This window comes from Actinoplanes sp. URMC 104 (assembly GCF_051386375.1).
Classification (GTDB): domain Bacteria; phylum Actinomycetota; class Actinomycetes; order Mycobacteriales; family Micromonosporaceae; genus Actinoplanes.
Genome location: NZ_JBPQTO010000002.1, coordinates 1,532,303 through 1,551,513, shown reverse-complemented (window position 1 = coordinate 1,551,513; position 19,211 = coordinate 1,532,303). Strand labels below are relative to the sequence as shown.

Below are 19,211 nucleotides of genomic sequence, written 5' to 3'. Positions count from 1 at the left end.
CGATGCTCGACACGACCTGCTGCAAGCGCCGTACGCTGCTCGGCGGCGCGCTGGCCGGGCTGACCGGCGCCATGCTCTCCACCAGGCTCGCCTTCGCTGCCGCGGCCGACCACGCGTACCGCGGTGACGTGCTCGTGCTGCTCTCGCTGCGCGGCGGCTTCGACGGGCTGTCCGCCGTGGTGCCCGCCGGCGACGCCGCGTACTACCAGGCCCGCCCCGGCATCGGCGTGCCCAGGGCGAGGCTGATCGGCGGCGACCGGTTCTTCGGGCTGCACCCGTCGCTCGCGCCGCTGCTGCCGTTCTGGAAGTCCGGCAAGCTCGGCGCGGTGCACGCGGTGGGCCAGCCGGCGCCGAACCGCTCGCACTTCGCCGCCATGGAGGAGCTCGAACGGGCCGCGCCCGGCACCTCGACGCGTACGGGCTGGCTCGACCGGATGGTGGGCGGCCTCGGCGCCACCGACCCGTTCAGCGCGGTGTCGGTGGGTCAGGCCCGTCCGGCGCGGGTGCTCGACGGGCCCGCGCCCAACCTCGGCGTCAGCGCGCTCGACGCGTTCACGCTCAACGGCGAGTCCGACATCAAGCCCATCGCGGCCACGATGGCGGCGCTCTACGCGGACGCGCCCGCGCACCTGGCCGGCACCGCGACGCAGCTGCTCGGCGCGCTGGACACCGCCAAGTCCGTGCAGGCCGCGGGCTACGTGCCGGCGAACGGCGCGGCCTATCCCGACTCCGAGCTGGGCAAGGCGCTGCGCGACGTGGCGCGGCTGATCAAGGCCGACGTGGGGCTGATGACCGCCACGGTCGACAGCGGCGACTGGGACATGCACGAGAACCTCGGCCGCAAGATGCCCGACCACCTGGGCGACCTGGCAAGGGCGCTGGCCGCGTTCGCCACCGACCTCGGGCCGGACGGCCTGGGCCGGGTCACGCTGGTGACGATCAGCGAGTTCGGCCGGCGGGTGGCCGAGAACGGCTCCGGCGGGCTCGACCACGGCTACGGCAACGCGATGTTCCTGCTCGGCGGGCACGTCAGGGGCGGGAAGGTGCACGGCCGCTGGCCCGGTCTCGCGCCGGCGAAGCTCGTCGGCGGCGACCTCGCGGTCACCACGGACTACCGCTCGGTCATCGCCGAGATCCTGCGGGTGCGGTGCGGGCTGAGCAGCACGGCGGCCGTCTTCCCGGGCGTGAAACCGGCCACCCTGGGCGTGGTCACCGCCTAGGGGCGATTTACGGAAAAACGTCGCATCCGGCCCGAAAGAGGCTCAAGACTGAGGTCTGCGCGAAAGAGGAGGTGCAGCCATGTCCATGAGCAACATGCTGGCGCAGATCATCGGCGAACAGCAGCAGCGGCGGGTCGAGGGCCCGCCGTCGGCCGGCGAGATGCCCGCGATCATCGCGGCCGCTCAGGAGGAGTCGGGCCCGCCCCTGAAGATCCGCCGGTTCCTGTCCGACGACGGTCCGGCGTTCTGGCGCTGGGACTGCGCCCACTGCGGCGAGTACGGCGGGGGACGGCACCACTCGGACGCCATCAACCGGGCCACCCGGCACTGCGTGGAGCACCCGGAGCACAAGTCGTCTCTGCTCCCGCCGCTGCTGTGCCGGCAGCGCGACGCCTACATGCCGCTGCACCCGATGCTGTTCGCGGTCGACGACGACCCGCCGCCCCCGCCGCTCTCGATCTGAGGCGGCGGGGCGGCGGACCGGGCGTCACTGCTGGGTGTCGCCGTCCCCGGTGCGCTGCTGGGCCGCGTCCTGAGCCTTGTCGACCTGCGACGAGTACTTGTCACCGGTGCGCTGGTCGACCTGGTCGCCGGCCTTCTCGATGCCCTGGTCGACCTGCTCGTCGTGCTTGTCGGCGAAGTCCTTCGCCTTGTCCATGAAGCCCATCTCGAATGCTCCTCTGTTAGGGGACACCTGTTGTCTTCCCGGTCGGAGCCGGGGAAAACGTCAGGGCCGCTGCCGGGTGTCGCCGTCGCCGGTGCGCTTCTGCGCCTCGTCGACGGCCCGGTCGATGTGCGAGGTGTGCTTGTGGCCGGTGCGCTTGTCGACCTCGTCGCCGATCTTCTCGAGGGCCTGGTCGACCTGCTTGTCGTGCTTGTCGAGGAAGTCCTTGGCCTTGTTCAGGAAGCTCATGCGGGTGCCTTCCGTTCGGCGAGGACCGCGGCGACCGAGCGGACGCGCGGATCCTCGGCAATCTGTTCCAGACCGGCGCTCAACGGCATGCGCCAGTTGGGGTACTCGTTCATGGTGCCCGGCAGGTTCGGCTGCGCGAGCTCACCCAGCACGTCGTAGAGCGAAGCGGTGACCAGACGGCACGGCGTACGGGCGAGGAACGCGTGCATCGCCACGATGATCTCGTCGTCGGAGCTGCTCGCCGTGATCAGACCCTCGGCGCGCAGCGCCTCGAGCAGGGCCGCCTTGTCGCGGGCGGCGTTCTCGCGCTCCTGCTCGACCGGACCGGCGAGCTGGCCGAGCTCGTCACGCACCCGCACCTGCTCGCCGGTGAGGAAGCCCGCCGCGGTCGGCAGGTCGTGCGTCGAGACCGAGGCGAGCGCGTTGCGCGGGTACTCCTCGGCGGGCACGAAGTGCTGGTCCTCGGCGTCCCAGTCGCGGGTGAACCAGAGCACCGCCGAGCCCAGCATGTTCATTCGCTCGAGCGTCTCGGTCACCTCCGGCAGCACCGTGCCGAGGTCCTCGCCGATCACCACCGCGCCGGCCCGCTGCGCCTCCAGCGCCAGGATGCCGAGCATCGCCTCGGGGTCGTAGTGCACGTACGTGCCCTCGTCCGGTCCCATGCCCGGCGGCACCCACCACAGCCGCCACAGCCCGGCCACGTGGTCGACGCGCAGACCGCCCGCGTGCCGGAAGATTCGGCGCAGCATGTCGCGGTAGGCCGCGTATCCGGTCTCGATCAGCTGGTCGGGCCGCCAGGCCGCCAGCCCCCAGTCCTGGCCGAGCTGGTTGAACGCGTCCGGCGGGGCGCCCACGTGCACGCCCGCGGCCAGCACGTCCTGCAGCAGCCAGCCGTCCGCGCCGGCCGGGTCGATGCCCACCGCCAGGTCGTGCACGACGCCGATCGGCATCCCGCCCGCCCGGGCCGCGTCGTTGGCGGCCTCGAGCTGGGCGTTGAGCAGCCGCTGCAGCCACGCGTGGAACGCCACCCGGTCGCTGTGGAACTTGCGCACGGCGGGGGAGTCGGGCCGGCGCAGCTCCTCGGGCCACTCCTGCCAGTTGGGCCCGTGCAGCTCGGCCAGCGCGCAGAACCGGGCGAAGTCGGTGAGCCCCGGGTCGGACTCGAGGTCGACCTCGCCGGCCAGCGGCCACAGCAGCTCGAGCGCGGCCCGCTTGGCCTGCCACACCGCGCTGTAGTCGATCAGGCCGTCGGCGGCCGGAGCGGGCTTGAGCGCGTCCACGGCCTCGCGCAGCGGAGGGTCGGCCCGGCGGTACTCCGGGGTGTCGGCGACCCGCAGATAGAGCGGGTTCGCGAAGCGGCGGCTGGAGGGCGAGTACGGCGAGGTCGCCACCGGCAGCGTCGGCGTGATCGCGTGCAGCGGGTTCAGCAGCACCAGCCCCGGGCCGTGCGAGACGGTCAGGAACTCGCGCAGGTCGCCCAGGTCGCCGATGCCCCACGACTGCTGCGAGTGCAGCGCGTACAGCTGCAGCATCCAGCCCCACGTCTGCGGCGGCTCGGGCAGCTGCTCGGGGACGACGACCAGCGTGACGTCCTGATCCCCGACGTGCAGCCGGTGCCAGCCCAGCGGCAGGTCGCCGGGCACGCCGTCCGGGGCCTCGCGGGTGGAGCCGTCCTCCAGCGTGACCGTGGCGGGTCCGGGCAGCTCACGGGTGCCGCCCTCGCGCACGACCACGGTGCCCGGCATGCGGCCCAGCTTCTCCCGCTCGCGGACGGCCGCGAGCTGTTCCCGGATGGCCTCCGGAGTGCTCGCGTCCACGCCGAGCAGCTTGAGGACGCCCACCACCGAGTGGTCCTCGACGTCCTTGCGCTCGCGGTGCCAGTCCTCGTACCAGGTGGCCACTCCGTGTGCCGTCGCCAGTGCCGCCAGATCGGCGTCCATCCGGTCCCCTTTCGTCGCTGCGCCTGCTCATTACCCTGCCCGATGCCGGGTAGTCCGGGGAGACACTGTTGCGGGAATCGGTCAGGATGGGGCACATGTCTGCAGTGGTGAAGTGGTGGTCGCGGCTCGCCGCGGCGGTGACCGGGGCGACGCTGACGCTGGTGGTGCCCGTGCACGCGTGGGCCGCGAGCAACGGCGTGGCCGACCTGGCGATCGAGGCGGCGAGGTCGCGCCGGCGTCGCGGCGGGTTCGGCTTCTTCGGGATCTTCGGCGGCCTGTGCTGCCTGTTCGTGGTGGCGGCGATCGTGCTGGTCATCGTGTTGATGCGCCGGAACCGGAAGCGGAAGTAAGGGATTTCGCGAACCCCGGGGGATCGGGGCGCGGCGCGGCCTAGCGTTGAGGAATGCATTTCCGCGCCGACAGGGTCCGGACGGTCGCGTTGAGCGGCGGAGTGGCGGTGACGCTGTGCGTGCCGCTGGCCATCTCGGTGGCCGCCGGGGCCGACAACAACGTGCTGATCTCCCGGGGCCGCCCGGCCGTCGCGTCCTCGGTGACCGACGGCGCCGCGGCGGCCCGGGCCAACGACGCGAGCACGGTCACCCGCTGGGTCAGCGTGGCCGGGCCGGGCACGCAGTGGCTGCGCATCGACCTCGGCTCGGTGCAGCGCATCGAGCGGGTGCGGCTGACCTGGGCGAGCACGTACGCCAGGACGTACCGGGTGCAGGCCTCGGCCGACGGCTCGAACTGGACCGACCTGTACGCGACCCGCAACGGCAACGGCGGCGCCGACGAGCTCAAGCGGCTCGGTGGCACCGGACGCTTCCTGCGCGTGCTGGCCACGCAGCGGGCCCGCACCACGGGTGGCTACGCCCTCACCGACGTCCGCGCGTACGGCCCGGCCGCCAAGGTGCTGCCGGCCGCCGCGCCGCCGACCGGCTCGCTGGTGTCGGGCCTGGAGGACAGGCGCAAGAAGGAGCGCGCGCTCGAACTGATCTCCAGCGCCGAGAACTCCACCCTCGCGTGGCGCCGCTCGTTCGCCTACATCGAGGACATCGGTGACGGCCGCGGCTACACGGCCGGGATCGTCGGGTTCTGCTCGGGCACGTCGGACATGCTGGCGGTGGTCGCCGAGTACACGCGGCGCAAGCCCGGCAACGTGCTGGCGAGGTTCCTGCCCGCGCTGCGCACGGTGAACGGCTCCGACTCGCATGCCGGGCTCGACCCGGGCTTCGTCTCGGCGTGGCGCACCGCGGCCCAGGACCCGGCCTTCCAGAAGGTGCAGGAGGACGCCCGGGACACGTACTACTTCAACCCGGCGCTGCGGTTCGCCCGGTCCGACCGGCTGCGCGCGCTGGGGCAGTTCGTCTACTTCGACGCGGCCGTGATGCACGGCGTCTCCGGCATGCGGGCCATCCGGGCCGCCGCGATGCAGAAGGCCAGGACCCCGGCGCAGGGCGGTGACGAGCTCGCCTACCTCAACGCGTTCCTCGACGCGCGTGTGGCCGAGATGCGGACCGAGGAGGCGCACAGCGACGTGTCGCGGGTCGAGACCGCCCAGCGGCTGTTCCTGCGGCGCAGCAACCTCGACCTGACCGCCCCGCTCAACTGGCACGTGTACGGCGACCCGTACCGCATCACCGACTGAGCTACACCTTCACGAAGAGGTTGGGCAGGTTCGACGGCTCCCAGCCGGGCAGCGCGGTGTGCGCCTCCTTGACCCGGTAGGTGACGCCCTTGTACGTGACCAGGTCGCCCGCCTTGTAGTCGGTGTACGCCTTCCACGGCTTCGCGGCGGGCTTCGTGGTCGGTTTCGCGGTCGCCGGCGGGGTGGTCGGCTTGGCGGTCGCGGGAGGGCTGGTCGGCTTCGGAGGCGGGGTCGTCGTCGGGGCCGCCGAGGTGGGGGCCGCTGACGTCGGGGTCGCCGAGGTGGGCGTCGCCGAGGTCGGGGTGGCGGAGGGCTGCGTCGGCGCCGGCATGGGCTTCGTACCCGCCGTGACCTTGACGAAGTCGACCTCCATGCGGCCCGGCCGCCGCCCGTCGGTGGCCAGGTTGAGCACCAGCGCGATCGGCAGCCCGGGCTCGTCGGGGGTCAGCTTGAGCGTGGCCCGCCCGTCGACCGACCACACCACCGCCTGCGGCGTCCAGTCGATGGCGTACGTGTGGAAGTCGCGGCTCGACGTGCGGTCGGCCCGCCGGTCGAGCGTGTCGACGGTGCCGCGCAGGACCCGGCCGTACTTGTCGACAGCTCCGAACGCCCGCCACGGCCCGCTCACGCGCCGCACCTTGATCCGCGCCTCGGCGTGCCCGTACGGCTCCGCGAACGCCTTCCGGGTGATCGCCAGCCGGTCCACCACCAGGTGGCCATCGCCGTCGAGCTGCCCGTGCCGCGCGTCGCCGTCGAGCAGCCACTTGGCCGGGTCGAGGCCCGCGCCGCGCGCGCCCGCGAAGTCGTCGTCGAAGACGGGCCGGTGCTCCGAGGCGGCCGCCACGTCACCCTGTCCGGTGACCACGATGGCGCCCACCAGCCCGGCGCTCGCCACCGCCAGCGCCCCCAGCGCCCGCGGCCTGATCGCCCATCTCGACGTGCCGGACCGATGCCGTGCGTCGCTCACCCTTTGCCCCCTGATAGGTATCAGCAGGAAGGATTCTTCAAAAGTGAGTGGATCTCGCAAGCTCGGCGGGGCCGATTTAAGGCTCGCTTAAGGAAGATCGACTGGAGACGCGGACGGTCGTGCCGTTGGTGCCGGTGGTGACGCGGAACGTGTCGGTCAGCTCCTCGGCGAGCCACAGACCCCAGCCGCCCGGCTGATTGCGCGCCGGACGTGTGGGACGGCCCGCGCGGTGCGCGGGCAGCCCGACGCCCGAGTCGCTCACCTCGCAGACCACCTCGTCGTCCGCGGTCCACAGGGCGACCCGGCCGGCCCCGCCCCCGTGCCGCACCGCGTTGGTGAGCAGCTCGTTGACCGCCACCACGAAGTCGTCGAGCCGCCCGCCGGTCAACCCGGCCGACCTGGCGCAGGACGCGACGGCGTGCCGCAGCGTGGTGATCGCGCCGCGGTCGAAGGTTTCGGAGAGCAGAACCTCGGTGCCGATGCCTCCGACGGTAGGACATGGCTGATCATCCCGCAGGACGGCCCCTCTCCCGTACGGCGCGATGTGGCAGGGTCGGGCCATGCCGGACGCACGGAGCGGGTTGCAGGCGCCGCTGTGGCGGGCGATCGCGGTCTATCGCATCGCCGCGCTGACGTACGCCGCCGTCCTCGTGGTGCGCAACGTCGGCGACTACGCCCATCCGGTGCTCGCCTGGCCCGTGCTCGCGGCGATGGCGGCCTGGACGGTGTTCACGACGTACGCGTACGCCGACCCCGCCCGCCGCCACGCGCCGCTGCTCGTGGCCGACCAGCTCGTCGCCATCGCCGCGCTGACCGCGAGCATCGGGATCGTGGGCCGCGGCGCGCTCGAGGCCGGCGCGCCGACCCTCGCCGTCGCCTGGCACGTCGCGCCGGTGATCAGCTGGGCGGTGGCCGGCGGCCGGCGCGCGGGCATCGCGGCCGCGCTGACCATGGGCGCCACCGACCTGATCGTGCGCGCCCACTTCGACCAGGCCGCGACGACCGGCACGGTGCTGATGCTGCTGGCGGCGATCGCGGTCGGCTACCTCGTCCGGGTCGCCGAGGTGGCTCAGGAGCGCCTCGAGCGGGCGATCGAGCTCGAGGCGGCCACCCGCGAGCGCGAACGGCTGGCCCGCGACATCCACGACTCGGTGCTGCAGGTGCTGGCGCTGGTGAAGCGGCGCGGCGCGGGCCTCGACGGCGAGGCGGGCGAGCTGGCGCGGCTGGCGGGCGAGCAGGAGGCGGCGCTGCGCAGCCTCGTGGCGGGGCGGCAGGCGAGCGACCCGGGAGGCGACGACCTCGACCTGATGGCGCTGCTCCACCCGTACGCCTCACCGGACGTCACGGTCTCGGGCCCGGCCGGCGCCGTGACCCTGCCCGCCCGTACGGCCCGGGAACTGGGCGCCGCCGTGGCCGCCGCCCTGGACAACGTGGCCAAGCACTGCGCGCCCGGCACCAAGGTCTACCTGTTCGTCGAGGACCAGCCGGACGAGGTGGTCGTGACCGTGCGCGACGACGGCTGCGGCATCGCGCCCGACCGGCTGGCCCAGGCCGCGGCGCAGGGCCGGCTCGGCGTCGCCCAGTCGATCCGCGGGCGCATCGCCGACCTGGGCGGGGGCGTGCAGATCGTGTCGGCGCCCGACGAGGGCACCGAGGTGGAGATGACCGTGCCGCGCGCCCCGATATCGTGATCGCATGAGCGCTGCCGTGCGGGTGATGGTGGTCGACGACCACCCGATGTGGCGCGAGGGCGTCAGCCGGGACCTGACGAGCGCGGGCTACGACGTGGTCGCGACGACCGGCGAGGGACGGCAGGCCGTGCGGATCGCCGCGGCGGCCCGGCCCGACGTCGTGATCCTGGACCTGCAGCTGCCGGACGTCTCCGGCGTCGAGGTGATCCACGGCCTGCAGAGCGAGATCCCGGGCGTACGGATCCTCATGCTCTCGGCCAGCGGCGAGCAGCAGGACGTGCTCGACGCGATGAAGGCCGGCGCGACGGGCTACCTGCTCAAGTCGGCCGGCCTCACCGAGTTCCTCGACGCGGTCAGCCGGACGGCCGCCGGTGACACCGTCTTCACGCCCGGGCTCGCCGGGCTGGTGCTGGGCGAGTTCCGCCGGCTCGCGGTCGCCGGGCCGGCCGGGCCGCCCACGGCGGCGCCGAAGCTCACCGAGCGGGAGACCGAGGTGCTGCGCCTGGTGGCGAAGGGTCTGTCGTACCGCCAGATCGCCGAACGGCTCGTGCTGAGCCATCGCACGGTGCAGAACCACGTGCAGAACACGCTCGGCAAGCTCCAGCTGCACAACCGCGTGGAGCTCACTAGATACGCCCTGCAGAATGGCCTCGCTCCGCTCGGCGAGGATCCCGCCCCCTGAGGTCGGTGCCGAGGACGCCCTCGACACCGACGGGCGAGATTCGCGAGCAGGGGCTCGACTGATCCCTGCTTACTCGTAGCGGGGCGGGTTGGTCTCGTGGATGGCGAGCTCCTCGGCGCTCGCGCCGCCGCCGGCCGCGCCCGCGTCGTACGCCACGCTGTCGGCCTCGGTGTCGTAGCCGTAGCCCTCGTCGGGCTCGACCAGGCGGCCCACCGGCTGCGGGCTGGCGTCGTCGAGCTGGCCGTCGTCGTAGAGCGAGATCTGCGAGTCGGGGTCGGAGGTCGGGCTCTCGCCCCACACGTCCGCGTCGAAGTTGCGCTGCTCGGAGCTGTCGACCGTCTCGTCGTACGGGTCGCGGCGCGCGGGGGCCGCGTCCTGAGCGCCGAAGTCGGGCTCCTCCTGGCTGAGCCGGTAGTCCAGGGACTCGCCCTCGCGCTGCTCCTCGGCGGTGTCGCCGAAGCGGTTGGAGCCGCCCGGGCCGACGCCCGCGAGCGCCGCCGGGTCCGGGCCGTCGGCCCAGCGCGGGCTGTCGACCTGGTCGTACGCGGTCGAATCGTCGTCCGCGGTGTCGGGCAGACCGGAGGCCTCCGGGTCGGACACCTCGGCGGGGTAGTCGTTGTCTCGCACCATGCCCGCAATCTACCCGCGAGCGGGGTCCGCCATGCTTGTTGCTTTCTGTCCGGCCCGCTGGTGCCGGCCGTCCGGGTCGCCCCCGGCGGACATCAGCGCCCAGACGACCTTGCCGTCGCCCAGGCGCAGGTTGCCCCAGCGGTCGGCCACCGAGTCGATCAGCAGCATGCCGCGGCCGCCGTACGCCGTGGGCGGCACCGGCCCGCCGGTGAACGTCGGCACGTGCGACGAGTGGTCGCGCACCGCCACGCTGAGGCCGTCGCCGTGAGCCGCCAGCAGCACCACCATGGGCGTACGGGCGTGGACGACGACGTTGTTGACCAGCTCGGTGACCACGATGCACGCCGGGCCGGCCAGCTCGGGGCAGGACCACCGCGCGCACGCCTCGGTGATCAGCTCCCGCGCGCGGCGGGCGGCGCCCAGCACGGCGTCCAGCTCGAGGCTCAGGCGGTGGTCCGGGTCGGGCTCGCCCAGCTCGGCGATCGCGTCGCGCGGGCTCGGCCAGACCGGCCAGCCGACCCCGGGCCACGCGGCCGCGCCGCGGGCGTCGCAGAGGGCGAGGTGGGCGCCGGGCCAGTCGGCGGTCTCCTCGCGCACCGCACGCAGCACCGCGGCTCCCTCGGGCGCCGACAGCGTCAGGCCGCCGACCTCCACCAGAAGGGCCTCGGGCTGCTCGGCGAGCACGTCGAGCAGCGCCGTACGCACCCCACCGGCCGACTCGGCGTCGAGCACCCCGGTCAGCCGGACCGTCGGATACTCGGCGCCGCGGTCCACCAGGTGCCGCACCTCGCTCGCCATGATCGCTCCATTGTGCATAACGCGTCCCCTTCTCGCATTTCGGCGATCAGGGAACCGGCCGCCCGCCGCCAACGGGGAACCAATCGGGACATAACTGCCGGAGAGGCATGGTCGGTCTTTACCCGTGACCGGATGACTCATGCCGGGACGGCGACGAAATGTGAGTCAGCGACCCGTCGGGGCGGTGTGCAGCGGCGCCGGATCGGGCCGCCGCGTGGGCGCCGGGGCGTGGTGGTGCTGCGGCTCGGCGTACCGGGTCAGGCCGATCACGGCGGCCAGCGTGACCACGAACCCGAGCGCCGCCAGCCACTCCTTGCCCGGCTGGATGCGGTCGCCGAGCAGCAGCAGGCCCACGACCGCCGCGGGGACCGCCCCGGCCGCGTCCATCGCCGCGACCGCCGCCGTTGTCGAGCCGCGCTGCATCGCGAGCCCCAGCAGCAACTGGCCCACCAGCGAGTGGACGACGAGCAGGTAGAGCAGCGGGTTGGCGAAGAACCCCGCGGCCGAGTGCTCGGTGGCCAGCGGGCGTGCGGCGATCGCGGCGGCGCTGAACCCCACGCCGGCCAGCGAGCCGAGCACGACGGAACCGAGAGCGCCCTGCAGGCGTACGGCGAAGAAGCCGAGCCCGCCGATCACCAGCAGCGCCAGCGTGAGGCCCGCGATCGCCGCCGCGCCCAGCGGACGCGCGTGGGCCGGCTGCGCCGCGTGGACCAGCGCCGCGATGCCGGCCATCAGCATCGCCAGCAGCACCACCTCGGCCGCCGGCAGCGACCACTTGAGCAGCACCACGCCCAGCACCGCGGTCACGCCGAGGCCGGCCGCCACGCTCGCCTGCACCAGAAACAGCGGCAGGTCCTCCCGGGCGAGGAAGGCGAGCACGAACCCGAGCACCTGGCAGCCGAGGCCCAGCAGGTACGTCCGCTGGCCCGCGAGCCGCACGAGCAGGCCCGGGTCGAACGTGTGGTGCACGGTCGTGCGGGCCGCAGCCGCCGACTGCAGCAGGTTCGCGACCCCGTACGCCACGATCATCGCGGCGAGGAAGCACCAGCCCGAGGACACCACGTGACGCACGATAGACGAGCCCCGGCCCGGCATCAGCGCTTCGGGGACACTGTTGCTGCGCTGTTCGCCTCCGCCTACCGGCTCAGCGCGGTCAGCACCGTCTCGTGCAGGGGCCCGTTGGTCGCGATCACCGACGACTTGTCGGCCGGGGGCCGCCCCGCCAGGTCGGTGATCGTGCCGCCCGCCTCCTGCACGATCGGGATCAGCGCCGCCACGTCCCACAACGACAACTCGGGCTCCACCATCACGTCCAGCGCGCCCTCGGCCAGCAGCATGTAGCCGTAGAAGTCGCCGTACGCCCGGCTGCGCCACGCCGCCAGGCTCAGGTCCACGAGGCCCTGCAGGCGCCCGATCTGCTGCCAGCCGTCGAGGCTCGCATAACAGACGCTCGCGTCGCCCAGCCGTCGCACGCTCGAGACCGCGATCCGGCTCGCCGCGCGCTGGTGCTTTCCCGCGTACGCCCCGTGCCCGCGCGCCGCCCACCACCGCCGCCCGAGAGCGGGCGCGCTCACCAGCCCCGCCACCGGCGTGTCACCCTCGAGCAACGCGATCAGCGTCCCCCAGATGGGCACCCCGCGGACGAAGTTCTTGGTGCCGTCGATCGGGTCGATCACCCAGCGCCGGCTGCCCGGCCCCGCCGCCGCGTGGGTCAGCCCGAACTCCTCGCCCAGCACCCCGTCGCGCGGCCGCGCCCGGGCCAGCGTCGACCGGATGGCCTGCTCGACCGCCGTGTCGGCGTCGGACACCGGCGTGAGGTCCGGCTTCGACTCGACCCGCAGATCGAGCGCGCGGAACCGGCTCATCGAGATCGAGTCGGCCGTGTCGGCGAGCAGATGGGCGAGCGAGAGGTCGTCGGCGTAACCAGCCATGCCCGCACGCTAGCGGATGACCCCGGCCCACCGCGGGGCCACGGCCGGCCGTCCGACGATCAGGCCGGCAGTTCGTCGTCCGGTGCGCCCTCGCGCGGGTCGGCCTCGTGCGGGTCTCCTTCGCCCGGGCCTCCTTGGCGTGCGTCGGACTCCCGCCGGTCGGCCTCGCGCGGGTCGGTCTCGCCGGCGCGCGACGCCAGCAGCCGCCGGTACGACTCCAGCCGTCGCGGGTCCGCCTTGCCCTCGGCCACCCACGCGTCCAGGCTGCACCCCACGTCGGCGGCCGTGTGCCCGCAGTTGGGCTGGTCCTCCAGCGTGCCCTCGACGAGGTCGGGGAACCCGTGCAGCAGGCTCTCGGCGCTCACGTGGGCCAGCCCGAAGCTCCGGATGCCGGGCGTGTCGATGATCCAGCCCGGGTCCTTGCGGCCGATCTGCGGCAGCCGCAGCGCGACGGCGCTGGTCGACGTGTGCCGGCCCTTGCCCACCGCGCTCACCGCGCCGACCGCCCGCAACGCGTCCGGCACCAGCCGGTTGACCAGCGTGGACTTGCCCACGCCGGAGTGCCCCACGAGGACGGAGATGTTCCCGGCGAGCCGCTCGCGCAGCTCGCTCAGGTCGCTGTCGGGGCGGACCAGCACGTACGGCAGGTCGAGCTCGGCGTAGTAGTCGAGCACCGCCGCGGGCCCGGCCAGGTCGGCCTTGGTGAGGCACAGCAGCGGCTCGATGTCGGCGTCGTAGGCCGCGACCAGGCAGCGGTCGATGAACCCCGTACGCGGCGGCGGGTCGGCCAGCGCGCTCACGATCACGAGCTGGTCGGCGTTGGCGACCACGACCCGCTCGAGCCGGCCCTCGGGGGTGGTGTCGTCGTCGTCCGCCGTGCGGCGCAGCACCGACGTGCGCTCGCCGATCCGCACGATGCGCGCCAGCGCGCCCGCCTCGCCCGACACGTCGCCGACCAGCGCCACCCGGTCGCCCACCACGACCGACTTGCGGCCCAGCTCGCGGGCCCGCATCGCGGTGATGACCGGGGTGTCGGGCGGGGCGTCCTCGCGCACGCAGCCGTATCGGCCACGGTCCACGGTGATGACCAGAGCGTCGACGGCGTCGTCGTGCTTGGGCCGCGTCCGGGTACGCGGGCGCGACGACCGGCCCGGTCGAATCCGGACGTCGTCCTCGTCGTACTCCCGCTTGCGAGCCGGCAGGGTCTAACTCCTCGCCACGAGTCCCGCCCAGAGTTCGGGGAACTCGGGCAACGTCTTCGACGTACACGCTACGTCGGTGAGGGATATGCCCCGAACGGCGAGTCCGATAACCGCCGCGGCGTGAGCCATCCGGTGATCCGCGTAGGTCTCGAACTCCGCCCCGTGCAACGGCCGCGGCTCGATGCGCAGCCCGTCGGGGAACTCGGTGACCTCGGCCCCCGCCTTGCCCAGCTCGGTGGCGAGCGCCGTGATGCGGTCGGTCTCGTGGCCGCGGATGTGCGCCACCCCGCGCAGCTCGGACGGCCCGTCGGCCAGCGCCGCCAGCGCGGCCAGCACCGGGGTGAGCTCGCTGACCTCGGACAGGTCGGCGGTGATGCCGTGCAGCGAGCCGGTGCCGCGCACGGTCAGCCCGTCACCCGACTGGGTGACCTCGGCGCCCAGGCCGGTGAGCAGCTCGGTCAGCCGGCCCACCGGCTGCCAGCTCTCGGCCGGCCAGCCGCCCAGCGTGACGGCGCCCCCCGTGACCATGGCAGCGGCGAAGAACGGCGCCGCGCCGGAGAGGTCGGGCTCGATCACCCACGTGCGCCCCGCCAGCTCGCCCGCCTCGACGGCCCACACGTCGGGCACCGACTCGTCGACGGATGCGCCCGCCGCCCGCAGCATGTGGGTCGTCATGCGCAGGTGGGGAGCGGACGGCACCGGCGGCCCCTCGTGACGCAGCACCAGCCCCTTGGCGAAGCGGGGAGCCGACAGCAGCAGCCCCGACACGAACTGGCTGGACGCGGACGCGTCGATCACGGCCTCGCCGCCGGAGACCAGGCCCGCCCCGTGCACGGTCAGCGGCAGCCCGCCCGCGGCCGAGGCGTCGATCGACACGCCCAGCGAGCGCAGCGCCTCGACGATCGGGCGCAGCGGCCGGTTGCGCGCGTGCGGGTCGCCGTCGAACTCCACCGTGCCCTCGGCCAGCCCCGCGACCGGCGGCAGGAACCGCATGATCGTGCCCGCGAGCCCCACGTCGACCCGCGCGGGCCCGCGCAACGGCCCCGGCTCCACCACCCACCGCTCGCCGGCGCTCGTGTCCAGCGTGGTCCCCAGCGCCCGCAGCCCCGCCGCCATGAGCTCGGTGTCGCGGGCCCGCAGCGGCCGCTCGATCACCGACGGACCCACGGCGAGCGCGGACAACACCAGGGCGCGCGCCGTCATCGACTTGGAGCCCGGCAACCGCACGGTCGAGCTGACCGGGCCGGACGCGGACGGGGCGAGCCAGGGGCGGGGTTCTGCTGTCACGGGGTCATTGTGCCGGGGGTGGCTGACAATTCCGGCGGGCATTCCCGGGGCCTGGGACGGGTGTACCGTTCGGAGGACATGTGCGGGCGATACGCGACCACCAGGACCGAGGCGGACCTCACCGACCTGTTCGAGGCCGTGAGCGTCGCCGAGCAGCCGGCGCCCAGCTGGAACGTCGCACCCACCGACCCGGTCCCCGTCGTGCGCATGTCCACCACCCACGAGGCCCGCGTCCTCGACACCGCCCGCTGGGGCCTCGTACCCCCGTGGGCCAAGGACCTCCGAGCCGGCGCCCGCATGATCAACGCCCGCTCCGAGACGGTCGCCACCTCCCCGGCGTTCGCCCCCTCCTTCGCCCGCCGCCGCTGCCTGATCCCCGCCGACGGCTGGTTCGAGTGGATCCGCGACGGCAAGCAGCGCCGCCCCTACTACATGACCCCCGCCGACGGTTCCCCGCTGGCCTTCGCCGGCCTGTGGACGACCTGGGGGCCCGACGCGCTGCTCACCTGCAGCATCCTGACGACCGCCGCGCTGGGCGGCCTGTCCCGGGTGCATGACCGCATGCCGCTGATCCTGCCGAGGGACCGGTGGCCCGCCTGGCTCGCCGGTGGGGGCGATCCGGGGGAGTTGCTCGCGCCGCTGAGCGGGGCTGAGCTCGAGGCGATCGCGGTGCGGCCCGTACGGCCCGATGTCGGCAACGTCCGCAACAACGGCCCGCAGCTGCTGGAGCCCCCGCCTCCCGTCGCGGCCGAGGCCACCACGCTCTTCTGACCCCGGCGCCGCCCTCGCTCCTACCCACGCCGCCGTCATCGCCCGTCGCCTCTAGGACGCCGCCCACTCTGCCTACCCCGCCCGACCAGGGGGCGGGCCCGACTTTACGCCGTTTGGGCTGACTTTGAGCTGAGCTGTCCACAGGGGCTGGGGTCGTTGCGGGCATCATCCACAGGGCGTCGCCCTCACTCCCGCCTATGCCGCCGCTATCGCCCGTCGCCTCTGGGTCGCTGCCCACTCTGCCTACCCCGCCCGACCAGGGGGCGGGCCCGACTTTACGCCGTTTGGGCCGAGTTCGAGCTGAGCTGTTCACAGGGGCTGGGGCCGTTGCGGGCATCGTCCACAGGGCGGCGGGTTGCTGTCCACAAGGCGTGCGCGATGCCGGCGGGGTCCTGCCGCCGATGAGCGTTCCTTGCGCCGCGGAGGCGGTCGGTGAGTGCGGCGGGCGAACGGCATCCGGCCGCGATGCGGTGCCTACCCGGTGCGGTCCTTTATGGGCAGTGTGGCGGCATTCGGCCTGGTGTCTCGCCATGCGAACAGGCGGGTGGGCGAGCATCGACGCAACTTGAGCAGAGACCAAGATCAACGGTGATCTTTGTGAGGCAATGTCACGATTTTATATTGCCAACTTTGTTTCAAGATAGACAAGACCCTTGTTCTGATCTTCTACCCTGCGATACAAAACTGCGCCGGAGTGGTGCTGGTTCGCACGGTGCGGACGGGTTGCCACATGCAGTACCGGTCCCACGGGGGAGGTGGGCTGATGACACGGGCTCGTATGCCGCGTCCACATGAGGTAGCCATCGCGCGACGTGATCCGCGGTTGCTCGATGCCATTCGCGAGCGCAGCAGCGACGAGGCTTGGCGGACCCGCGGCGCGTGCCGCACGGTCGATCCGGAGACGTTCTTTCCGGCGCCGAACGAACCGTCCGAAGGTGCGGTGTCGCTCTGCGGGACGTGCACGGTCCAAGGGCCGTGCCTGGCCTGGGCGCTACAGGTCGGCGACTGCCACGGCGTCTGGGGCGGGACGACTCCGCGCGAACGCCGGGCGATGCTGGTGGCCTGGCGCGAACGCGTGAGGCCCGGCGGGGAGTCGGTCGACGACGACACCGACGAGGAAGGCCGCCGCCTGCTCAGCCTCACCCCGGTGAGCCGCTGATCTGACAGCCGCAGACCCGCAGCCGGCACGCGCGCAGTCGCGTGCCGGCTGATCTGCGCGCCCGTCAATCATGTTCGGACCCGCCGACGGTGAAGAGGCCGCGCGGGGTGGAGTGTTCGCGCGGCGGTAACGGCCCCGCGCCGGGGCTGATTACATAGGCCGGTGAGTGACACCCCCATCGAGACGCCGCGAGGGCCGGCCGGCCTCCGGGTCACCGAGCCTTCGGGCAAGCCCTTGAGCCTGCTGGTCCTGGGCCACGGCGCAGGCGGCGGAGTGGATGCGCCCGACCTCAAGGCGGTGCACGACGCGGCGGTGGCGGCCGGCGTGCGGGTGGCTCTGGTGACGCAGCCCTACCGGGTGGCGGGCAGGCGTGCCCCGGCGCCCGCGGCGCAGCTCGACGAGGCCTGGACGGCGGTGATCGGGCAGGTGGCCGTACGGAAACTGCCGTTGATCGTCGGGGGAAGGTCGAGCGGCGCCCGGGTCGCGTGCCGGACGGCGGCCGCGGTGGGGGCCGTGGGGGTGCTTGCGCTGGCGTTCCCATTGCACCCGCCGGGCAAGCCGGAGAAGAGCCGGGCGGACGAGCTGCCCGTGGGGCTGCCGACGCTGGTGCTCAACGGGGACCGGGACGCGTTCGGGGTGCCCGAGCCGACGGCGGACGTCGAGGTGGTCGTCCGGCCGAGGGCCACCCACGACCTGCGCAAGGACGTGCGGACCACGGCCGATCTGGCGGTCGGCTGGCTGCGGGCGCACGGATGGGCCCGCTGAAGGAATGCAAGTTGCGCGTTCGTGGTTGTACGCCCCGGGACCGAACGTCGGAAGGGGTTGGACAGGTGCGAACCGGAACGGAGTGCCTCGAGCGCGACGGCCGGGAGGTCGATCGGGTGCGGCACCTCTTGAGTGCCCCCGACTGGCCGGCAGCCGAGCGGCCGCCCGCCACGCCATCGGTGAGTGTCAGCACACCGGCGGTTTTCGAAGCCGTTGAAGGGGCACTACCCGTATCCTCGGCGGGGCGGTCGAGGGGAGAGCACAGGGTGGCCCAGACAGAACGGTCCGAGGAGCGCAGAGCGCGCTTCGAGCGCGACGCGTTGCCTTTCGTGGACCAGCTGTACGCCGCTGGGCTGCGGATGACGCGCAATCCGGCTGACGCCGAGGACCTGGTGCAGGAGACGTATCTGAAGGCGTTCTCCGCGTTCCACCAGTTCGAGGAGGGCACGAACCTCAAGGCGTGGCTGTACCGCATCCTCACGAACACCTACATCAACTCGTATCGGCGCAAGCAGCGCCAGCCGGTGCAGGCTCCCACCGAGGAGATCACCGACTGGCAGCTCGCCTCGTCCGAGTCGCACACGTCGGCGGGCCTGCGCTCCGCCGAGACCGAGGCGCTCGACCGGCTGCCCGACAGCGACATCAAGGAAGCCCTGCAGGCCCTGCCCGAGGACTTCCGCCTGGCCGTCTACCTCGCCGATGTCGAGGGTTTCTCGTACAAGGAGATCGCCGACATCATGGGCACGCCGATCGGCACCGTCATGTCGCGTCTGCACCGCGGACGGCGCAACCTGCGCAAGACGCTGGAGCAGTACGCCGTCGACCGGGGCATCACCCGGACCGCTTCGGAACCGCAGGAGGCGTGAACGATGAGCGGGCTGAACGGTGAGGACCACGACACCGATTGCGGCATCGTCCTGAGCGAGGTCTACCTCTACCTCGACCTGGAGTGCAGCGAGGACCGGCGCACGCTGATCCAGAAACACCTCGACGACTGCGACGGGTGCCTGCGGGAGTACGGCATCGAGCACGAGGTGAAAGCGCTGGTGTCGCGCTGCTGCGGCGACGAGAAGGCGCCGCGCGAGCTGCGCGAGCGGCTGCGCGTCAAGCTCGACCAGCTCGAGGTGCAGGTCGAGACCAGGGAGTACCTGCCATAAGGCGCAACGAGAAAGGCCCCGCTGTGGATGCGGGGCCTTTCTCGTTTTTCAGCTGTTGGGCCGCTTGCCGTGGTTCGCGCTGCTCTTCTTGCGAGCCTTCTTCTTGCGGGCCTTCTTCGCCATGGAGTGACTCCCTGTTCGGTGCGGTGTTTCCCGCGCCGATCGTAGTCGGCGAGGAAATTCGTGGTTTGATGACCCGTACCGAAGGGTGAGAAACCAAGGAGGGTTCCTCGATGGCCGACGAGATCCGCGCCGAGATGGTGGCCAACGTGTGGAAGGTCGTGGCCTCCACCGGCGACACGGTCGCCGAGGGGGACACCCTGGTGATCCTCGAGTCGATGAAGATGGAGATCCCGGTCGTCGCCGAGACCGACGGCACGGTCGCCCAGCTCGCGGTGAACGAGGGCGACGTCGTCCAGGAGGGCGACCTGATCGCCATCATCCAGGACTAGA

General features: G+C 72.8%; 24 protein-coding genes. 12 read left to right on the top strand and 12 right to left on the bottom strand.

Going from position 1 to position 19,211, the window contains the following annotated elements; genetic code table 11:
* Positions 1–2 precede the first annotated feature (2 nt).
* Positions 3–1,220: a DUF1501 domain-containing protein gene (locus ACSNN8_RS08180; protein WP_436648029.1), complete on the top strand. Its 1,218-nt coding sequence runs from the start codon at positions 3–5 to the stop codon at positions 1,218–1,220.
* A gap of 79 nt (positions 1,221–1,299) precedes the next feature.
* A complete protein-coding gene (locus tag ACSNN8_RS08175; RefSeq protein ID WP_436648028.1) occupies positions 1,300–1,683 on the top strand; it encodes a hypothetical protein in 384 nt (127 codons plus the stop codon).
* Between the two features lie 24 nt (positions 1,684–1,707).
* On the opposite strand, the gene ACSNN8_RS08170 is transcribed toward ACSNN8_RS08175, so the two are convergent.
* From ACSNN8_RS08170 to malQ, 3 genes are read right to left on the bottom strand one after another with little or no spacing between them, the layout of a single operon-like run.
* Positions 1,708–1,887, bottom strand: a complete 180-nt coding sequence (locus tag ACSNN8_RS08170) for an antitoxin (protein ID WP_436648027.1) — start codon at positions 1,885–1,887, stop codon at positions 1,708–1,710.
* A 60-nt stretch (positions 1,888–1,947) separates the two neighbouring features.
* On the bottom strand, positions 1,948–2,133 hold the full coding sequence (locus ACSNN8_RS08165) for an antitoxin (protein WP_436648026.1): 186 nt from the start codon (positions 2,131–2,133) through the stop codon (positions 1,948–1,950).
* On the bottom strand, positions 2,130–4,073 hold the full coding sequence (gene malQ / locus ACSNN8_RS08160) for a 4-alpha-glucanotransferase (protein ID WP_436648025.1): 1,944 nt from the start codon (positions 4,071–4,073) through the stop codon (positions 2,130–2,132). The genes ACSNN8_RS08165 and malQ overlap by 4 nt, the downstream gene beginning before the upstream one ends.
* 95 nt (positions 4,074–4,168) lie before the next feature.
* Here malQ and ACSNN8_RS08155 point away from each other — a divergent pair, with 95 nt between their 5' ends.
* Both ACSNN8_RS08155 and ACSNN8_RS08150 read left to right on the top strand, forming a co-directional pair.
* Positions 4,169–4,423, top strand: a complete 255-nt coding sequence (locus tag ACSNN8_RS08155; RefSeq protein ID WP_436648024.1) for a hypothetical protein — start codon at positions 4,169–4,171, stop codon at positions 4,421–4,423.
* A 53-nt stretch (positions 4,424–4,476) separates the two neighbouring features.
* Entirely contained in the window at positions 4,477–5,718 is a 1,242-nt protein-coding gene (locus ACSNN8_RS08150) for a chitosanase (RefSeq protein ID WP_436648023.1), read from the top strand.
* Position 5,719: 1 nt separating this feature from the next.
* Here ACSNN8_RS08150 and ACSNN8_RS08145 read toward each other — a convergent pair whose 3' ends face one another.
* Both ACSNN8_RS08145 and ACSNN8_RS08140 read right to left on the bottom strand, forming a co-directional pair.
* The gene (locus tag ACSNN8_RS08145; RefSeq protein WP_436648022.1) at positions 5,720–6,685 is read right to left on the bottom strand and encodes a carbohydrate-binding protein; all 966 of its coding nucleotides are present in this window, start codon (positions 6,683–6,685) and stop codon (positions 5,720–5,722) included.
* Between the two features lie 76 nt (positions 6,686–6,761).
* A complete protein-coding gene (locus tag ACSNN8_RS08140) occupies positions 6,762–7,247 on the bottom strand; it encodes an ATP-binding protein (protein WP_436648021.1) in 486 nt (161 codons plus the stop codon).
* On the opposite strand from ACSNN8_RS08140, the gene macS reads away from it, so the two are divergent.
* Both macS and ACSNN8_RS08130 read left to right on the top strand, forming a co-directional pair.
* Positions 7,246–8,376 (top strand): MacS family sensor histidine kinase, encoded by a 1,131-nt coding sequence (macS, locus tag ACSNN8_RS08135; protein WP_436648020.1) that lies wholly within the window; start codon positions 7,246–7,248, stop codon positions 8,374–8,376. The genes ACSNN8_RS08140 and macS overlap by 2 nt on opposite strands.
* Positions 8,377–8,380: 4 nt before the next feature.
* Positions 8,381–9,058 (top strand): response regulator, encoded by a 678-nt coding sequence (locus ACSNN8_RS08130; protein ID WP_436648019.1) that lies wholly within the window; start codon positions 8,381–8,383, stop codon positions 9,056–9,058.
* A 69-nt stretch (positions 9,059–9,127) separates the two neighbouring features.
* Here the strand turns inward: ACSNN8_RS08130 and ACSNN8_RS08125 are convergent, their stop codons facing one another.
* The 6 genes from ACSNN8_RS08125 to aroA form a co-directional block, all read right to left on the bottom strand.
* On the bottom strand, positions 9,128–9,685 hold the full coding sequence (locus ACSNN8_RS08125) for a DUF5709 domain-containing protein (protein ID WP_436649471.1): 558 nt from the start codon (positions 9,683–9,685) through the stop codon (positions 9,128–9,130).
* Between the two features lie 12 nt (positions 9,686–9,697).
* The gene (locus ACSNN8_RS08120) at positions 9,698–10,486 is read right to left on the bottom strand and encodes an ATP-binding protein (RefSeq protein WP_436648018.1); all 789 of its coding nucleotides are present in this window, start codon (positions 10,484–10,486) and stop codon (positions 9,698–9,700) included.
* Positions 10,487–10,651: 165 nt separating this feature from the next.
* Positions 10,652–11,548: a hypothetical protein gene (locus ACSNN8_RS08115; protein WP_436648017.1), complete on the bottom strand. Its 897-nt coding sequence runs from the start codon at positions 11,546–11,548 to the stop codon at positions 10,652–10,654.
* Positions 11,549–11,622: 74 nt separating this feature from the next.
* Entirely contained in the window at positions 11,623–12,417 is a 795-nt protein-coding gene (gene hisN / locus ACSNN8_RS08110; protein WP_436648016.1) for a histidinol-phosphatase, read from the bottom strand.
* 59 nt (positions 12,418–12,476) lie between these two features.
* The gene (gene rsgA, locus ACSNN8_RS08105; protein ID WP_436649469.1) at positions 12,477–13,619 is read right to left on the bottom strand and encodes a ribosome small subunit-dependent GTPase A; all 1,143 of its coding nucleotides are present in this window, start codon (positions 13,617–13,619) and stop codon (positions 12,477–12,479) included.
* A gap of 3 nt (positions 13,620–13,622) precedes the next feature.
* Positions 13,623–14,948, bottom strand: a complete 1,326-nt coding sequence (gene aroA, locus ACSNN8_RS08100; RefSeq protein ID WP_436648015.1) for a 3-phosphoshikimate 1-carboxyvinyltransferase — start codon at positions 14,946–14,948, stop codon at positions 13,623–13,625.
* 36 nt (positions 14,949–14,984) lie between these two features.
* Between aroA and ACSNN8_RS08095 the strand changes: the two genes are divergently transcribed.
* The 5 genes from ACSNN8_RS08095 to rsrA all read left to right on the top strand — a co-directional run bounded on the left by ACSNN8_RS08095 (position 14,985) and on the right by rsrA (position 18,758).
* Positions 14,985–15,677, top strand: a complete 693-nt coding sequence (locus ACSNN8_RS08095) for an SOS response-associated peptidase (protein ID WP_436648014.1) — start codon at positions 14,985–14,987, stop codon at positions 15,675–15,677.
* Between the two features lie 763 nt (positions 15,678–16,440).
* Positions 16,441–16,836: a WhiB family transcriptional regulator gene (locus ACSNN8_RS08090; protein WP_436648013.1), complete on the top strand. Its 396-nt coding sequence runs from the start codon at positions 16,441–16,443 to the stop codon at positions 16,834–16,836.
* A 162-nt stretch (positions 16,837–16,998) separates the two neighbouring features.
* Positions 16,999–17,601, top strand: coding sequence for an alpha/beta hydrolase family protein (locus tag ACSNN8_RS08085; RefSeq protein ID WP_436648012.1), 603 nt, complete (start codon positions 16,999–17,001; stop codon positions 17,599–17,601).
* A gap of 65 nt (positions 17,602–17,666) precedes the next feature.
* Positions 17,667–18,467 carry a sigma-70 family RNA polymerase sigma factor gene (locus ACSNN8_RS08080; RefSeq protein WP_436649467.1) on the top strand — a complete coding sequence of 267 codons (801 nt, stop codon included), beginning with the start codon at positions 17,667–17,669 and terminating at the stop codon, positions 18,465–18,467.
* 3 nt (positions 18,468–18,470) lie between these two features.
* A complete protein-coding gene (gene rsrA, locus ACSNN8_RS08075; RefSeq protein ID WP_436648011.1) occupies positions 18,471–18,758 on the top strand; it encodes a mycothiol system anti-sigma-R factor in 288 nt (95 codons plus the stop codon).
* Positions 18,759–18,806: 48 nt separating this feature from the next.
* Here rsrA and ACSNN8_RS08070 read toward each other — a convergent pair whose 3' ends face one another.
* Entirely contained in the window at positions 18,807–18,881 is a 75-nt protein-coding gene (locus tag ACSNN8_RS08070) for a 50S ribosomal protein bL37 (RefSeq protein WP_369752275.1), read from the bottom strand.
* Positions 18,882–18,991: 110 nt separating this feature from the next.
* On the opposite strand from ACSNN8_RS08070, the gene ACSNN8_RS08065 reads away from it, so the two are divergent.
* Positions 18,992–19,210, top strand: a complete 219-nt coding sequence (locus ACSNN8_RS08065; protein WP_436648010.1) for a biotin/lipoyl-binding carrier protein — start codon at positions 18,992–18,994, stop codon at positions 19,208–19,210.
* Position 19,211: the final 1 nt, after the last annotated feature.

Coding starts and splice junctions, on each gene's coding strand:
- ACSNN8_RS08065 (WP_436648010.1), top strand. CDS start 18,992: ATGGCCGACGAGATCCGCGCCGAGATGGTGGCCAACGTGTGGAAGGTC.
- ACSNN8_RS08155 (WP_436648024.1), top strand. CDS start 4,169: ATGTCTGCAGTGGTGAAGTGGTGGTCGCGGCTCGCCGCGGCGGTGACC.
- ACSNN8_RS08150 (WP_436648023.1), top strand. CDS start 4,477: ATGCATTTCCGCGCCGACAGGGTCCGGACGGTCGCGTTGAGCGGCGGA.
- ACSNN8_RS08120 (WP_436648018.1), bottom strand. CDS start 10,486: ATGGCGAGCGAGGTGCGGCACCTGGTGGACCGCGGCGCCGAGTATCCG.
- ACSNN8_RS08140 (WP_436648021.1), bottom strand. CDS start 7,247: ATGGCCCGACCCTGCCACATCGCGCCGTACGGGAGAGGGGCCGTCCTG.
- hisN (WP_436648016.1), bottom strand. CDS start 12,417: ATGGCTGGTTACGCCGACGACCTCTCGCTCGCCCATCTGCTCGCCGAC.
- macS (WP_436648020.1), top strand. CDS start 7,246: ATGCCGGACGCACGGAGCGGGTTGCAGGCGCCGCTGTGGCGGGCGATC.
- malQ (WP_436648025.1), bottom strand. CDS start 4,073: ATGGACGCCGATCTGGCGGCACTGGCGACGGCACACGGAGTGGCCACC.
- ACSNN8_RS08090 (WP_436648013.1), top strand. CDS start 16,441: ATGACACGGGCTCGTATGCCGCGTCCACATGAGGTAGCCATCGCGCGA.
- ACSNN8_RS08175 (WP_436648028.1), top strand. CDS start 1,300: ATGTCCATGAGCAACATGCTGGCGCAGATCATCGGCGAACAGCAGCAG.
- ACSNN8_RS08130 (WP_436648019.1), top strand. CDS start 8,381: ATGAGCGCTGCCGTGCGGGTGATGGTGGTCGACGACCACCCGATGTGG.
- ACSNN8_RS08180 (WP_436648029.1), top strand. CDS start 3: ATGCTCGACACGACCTGCTGCAAGCGCCGTACGCTGCTCGGCGGCGCG.
- ACSNN8_RS08095 (WP_436648014.1), top strand. CDS start 14,985: ATGTGCGGGCGATACGCGACCACCAGGACCGAGGCGGACCTCACCGAC.
- ACSNN8_RS08170 (WP_436648027.1), bottom strand. CDS start 1,887: ATGGGCTTCATGGACAAGGCGAAGGACTTCGCCGACAAGCACGACGAG.
- aroA (WP_436648015.1), bottom strand. CDS start 14,948: ATGCCCGCCGGAATTGTCAGCCACCCCCGGCACAATGACCCCGTGACA.
- rsrA (WP_436648011.1), top strand. CDS start 18,471: ATGAGCGGGCTGAACGGTGAGGACCACGACACCGATTGCGGCATCGTC.
- ACSNN8_RS08165 (WP_436648026.1), bottom strand. CDS start 2,133: ATGAGCTTCCTGAACAAGGCCAAGGACTTCCTCGACAAGCACGACAAG.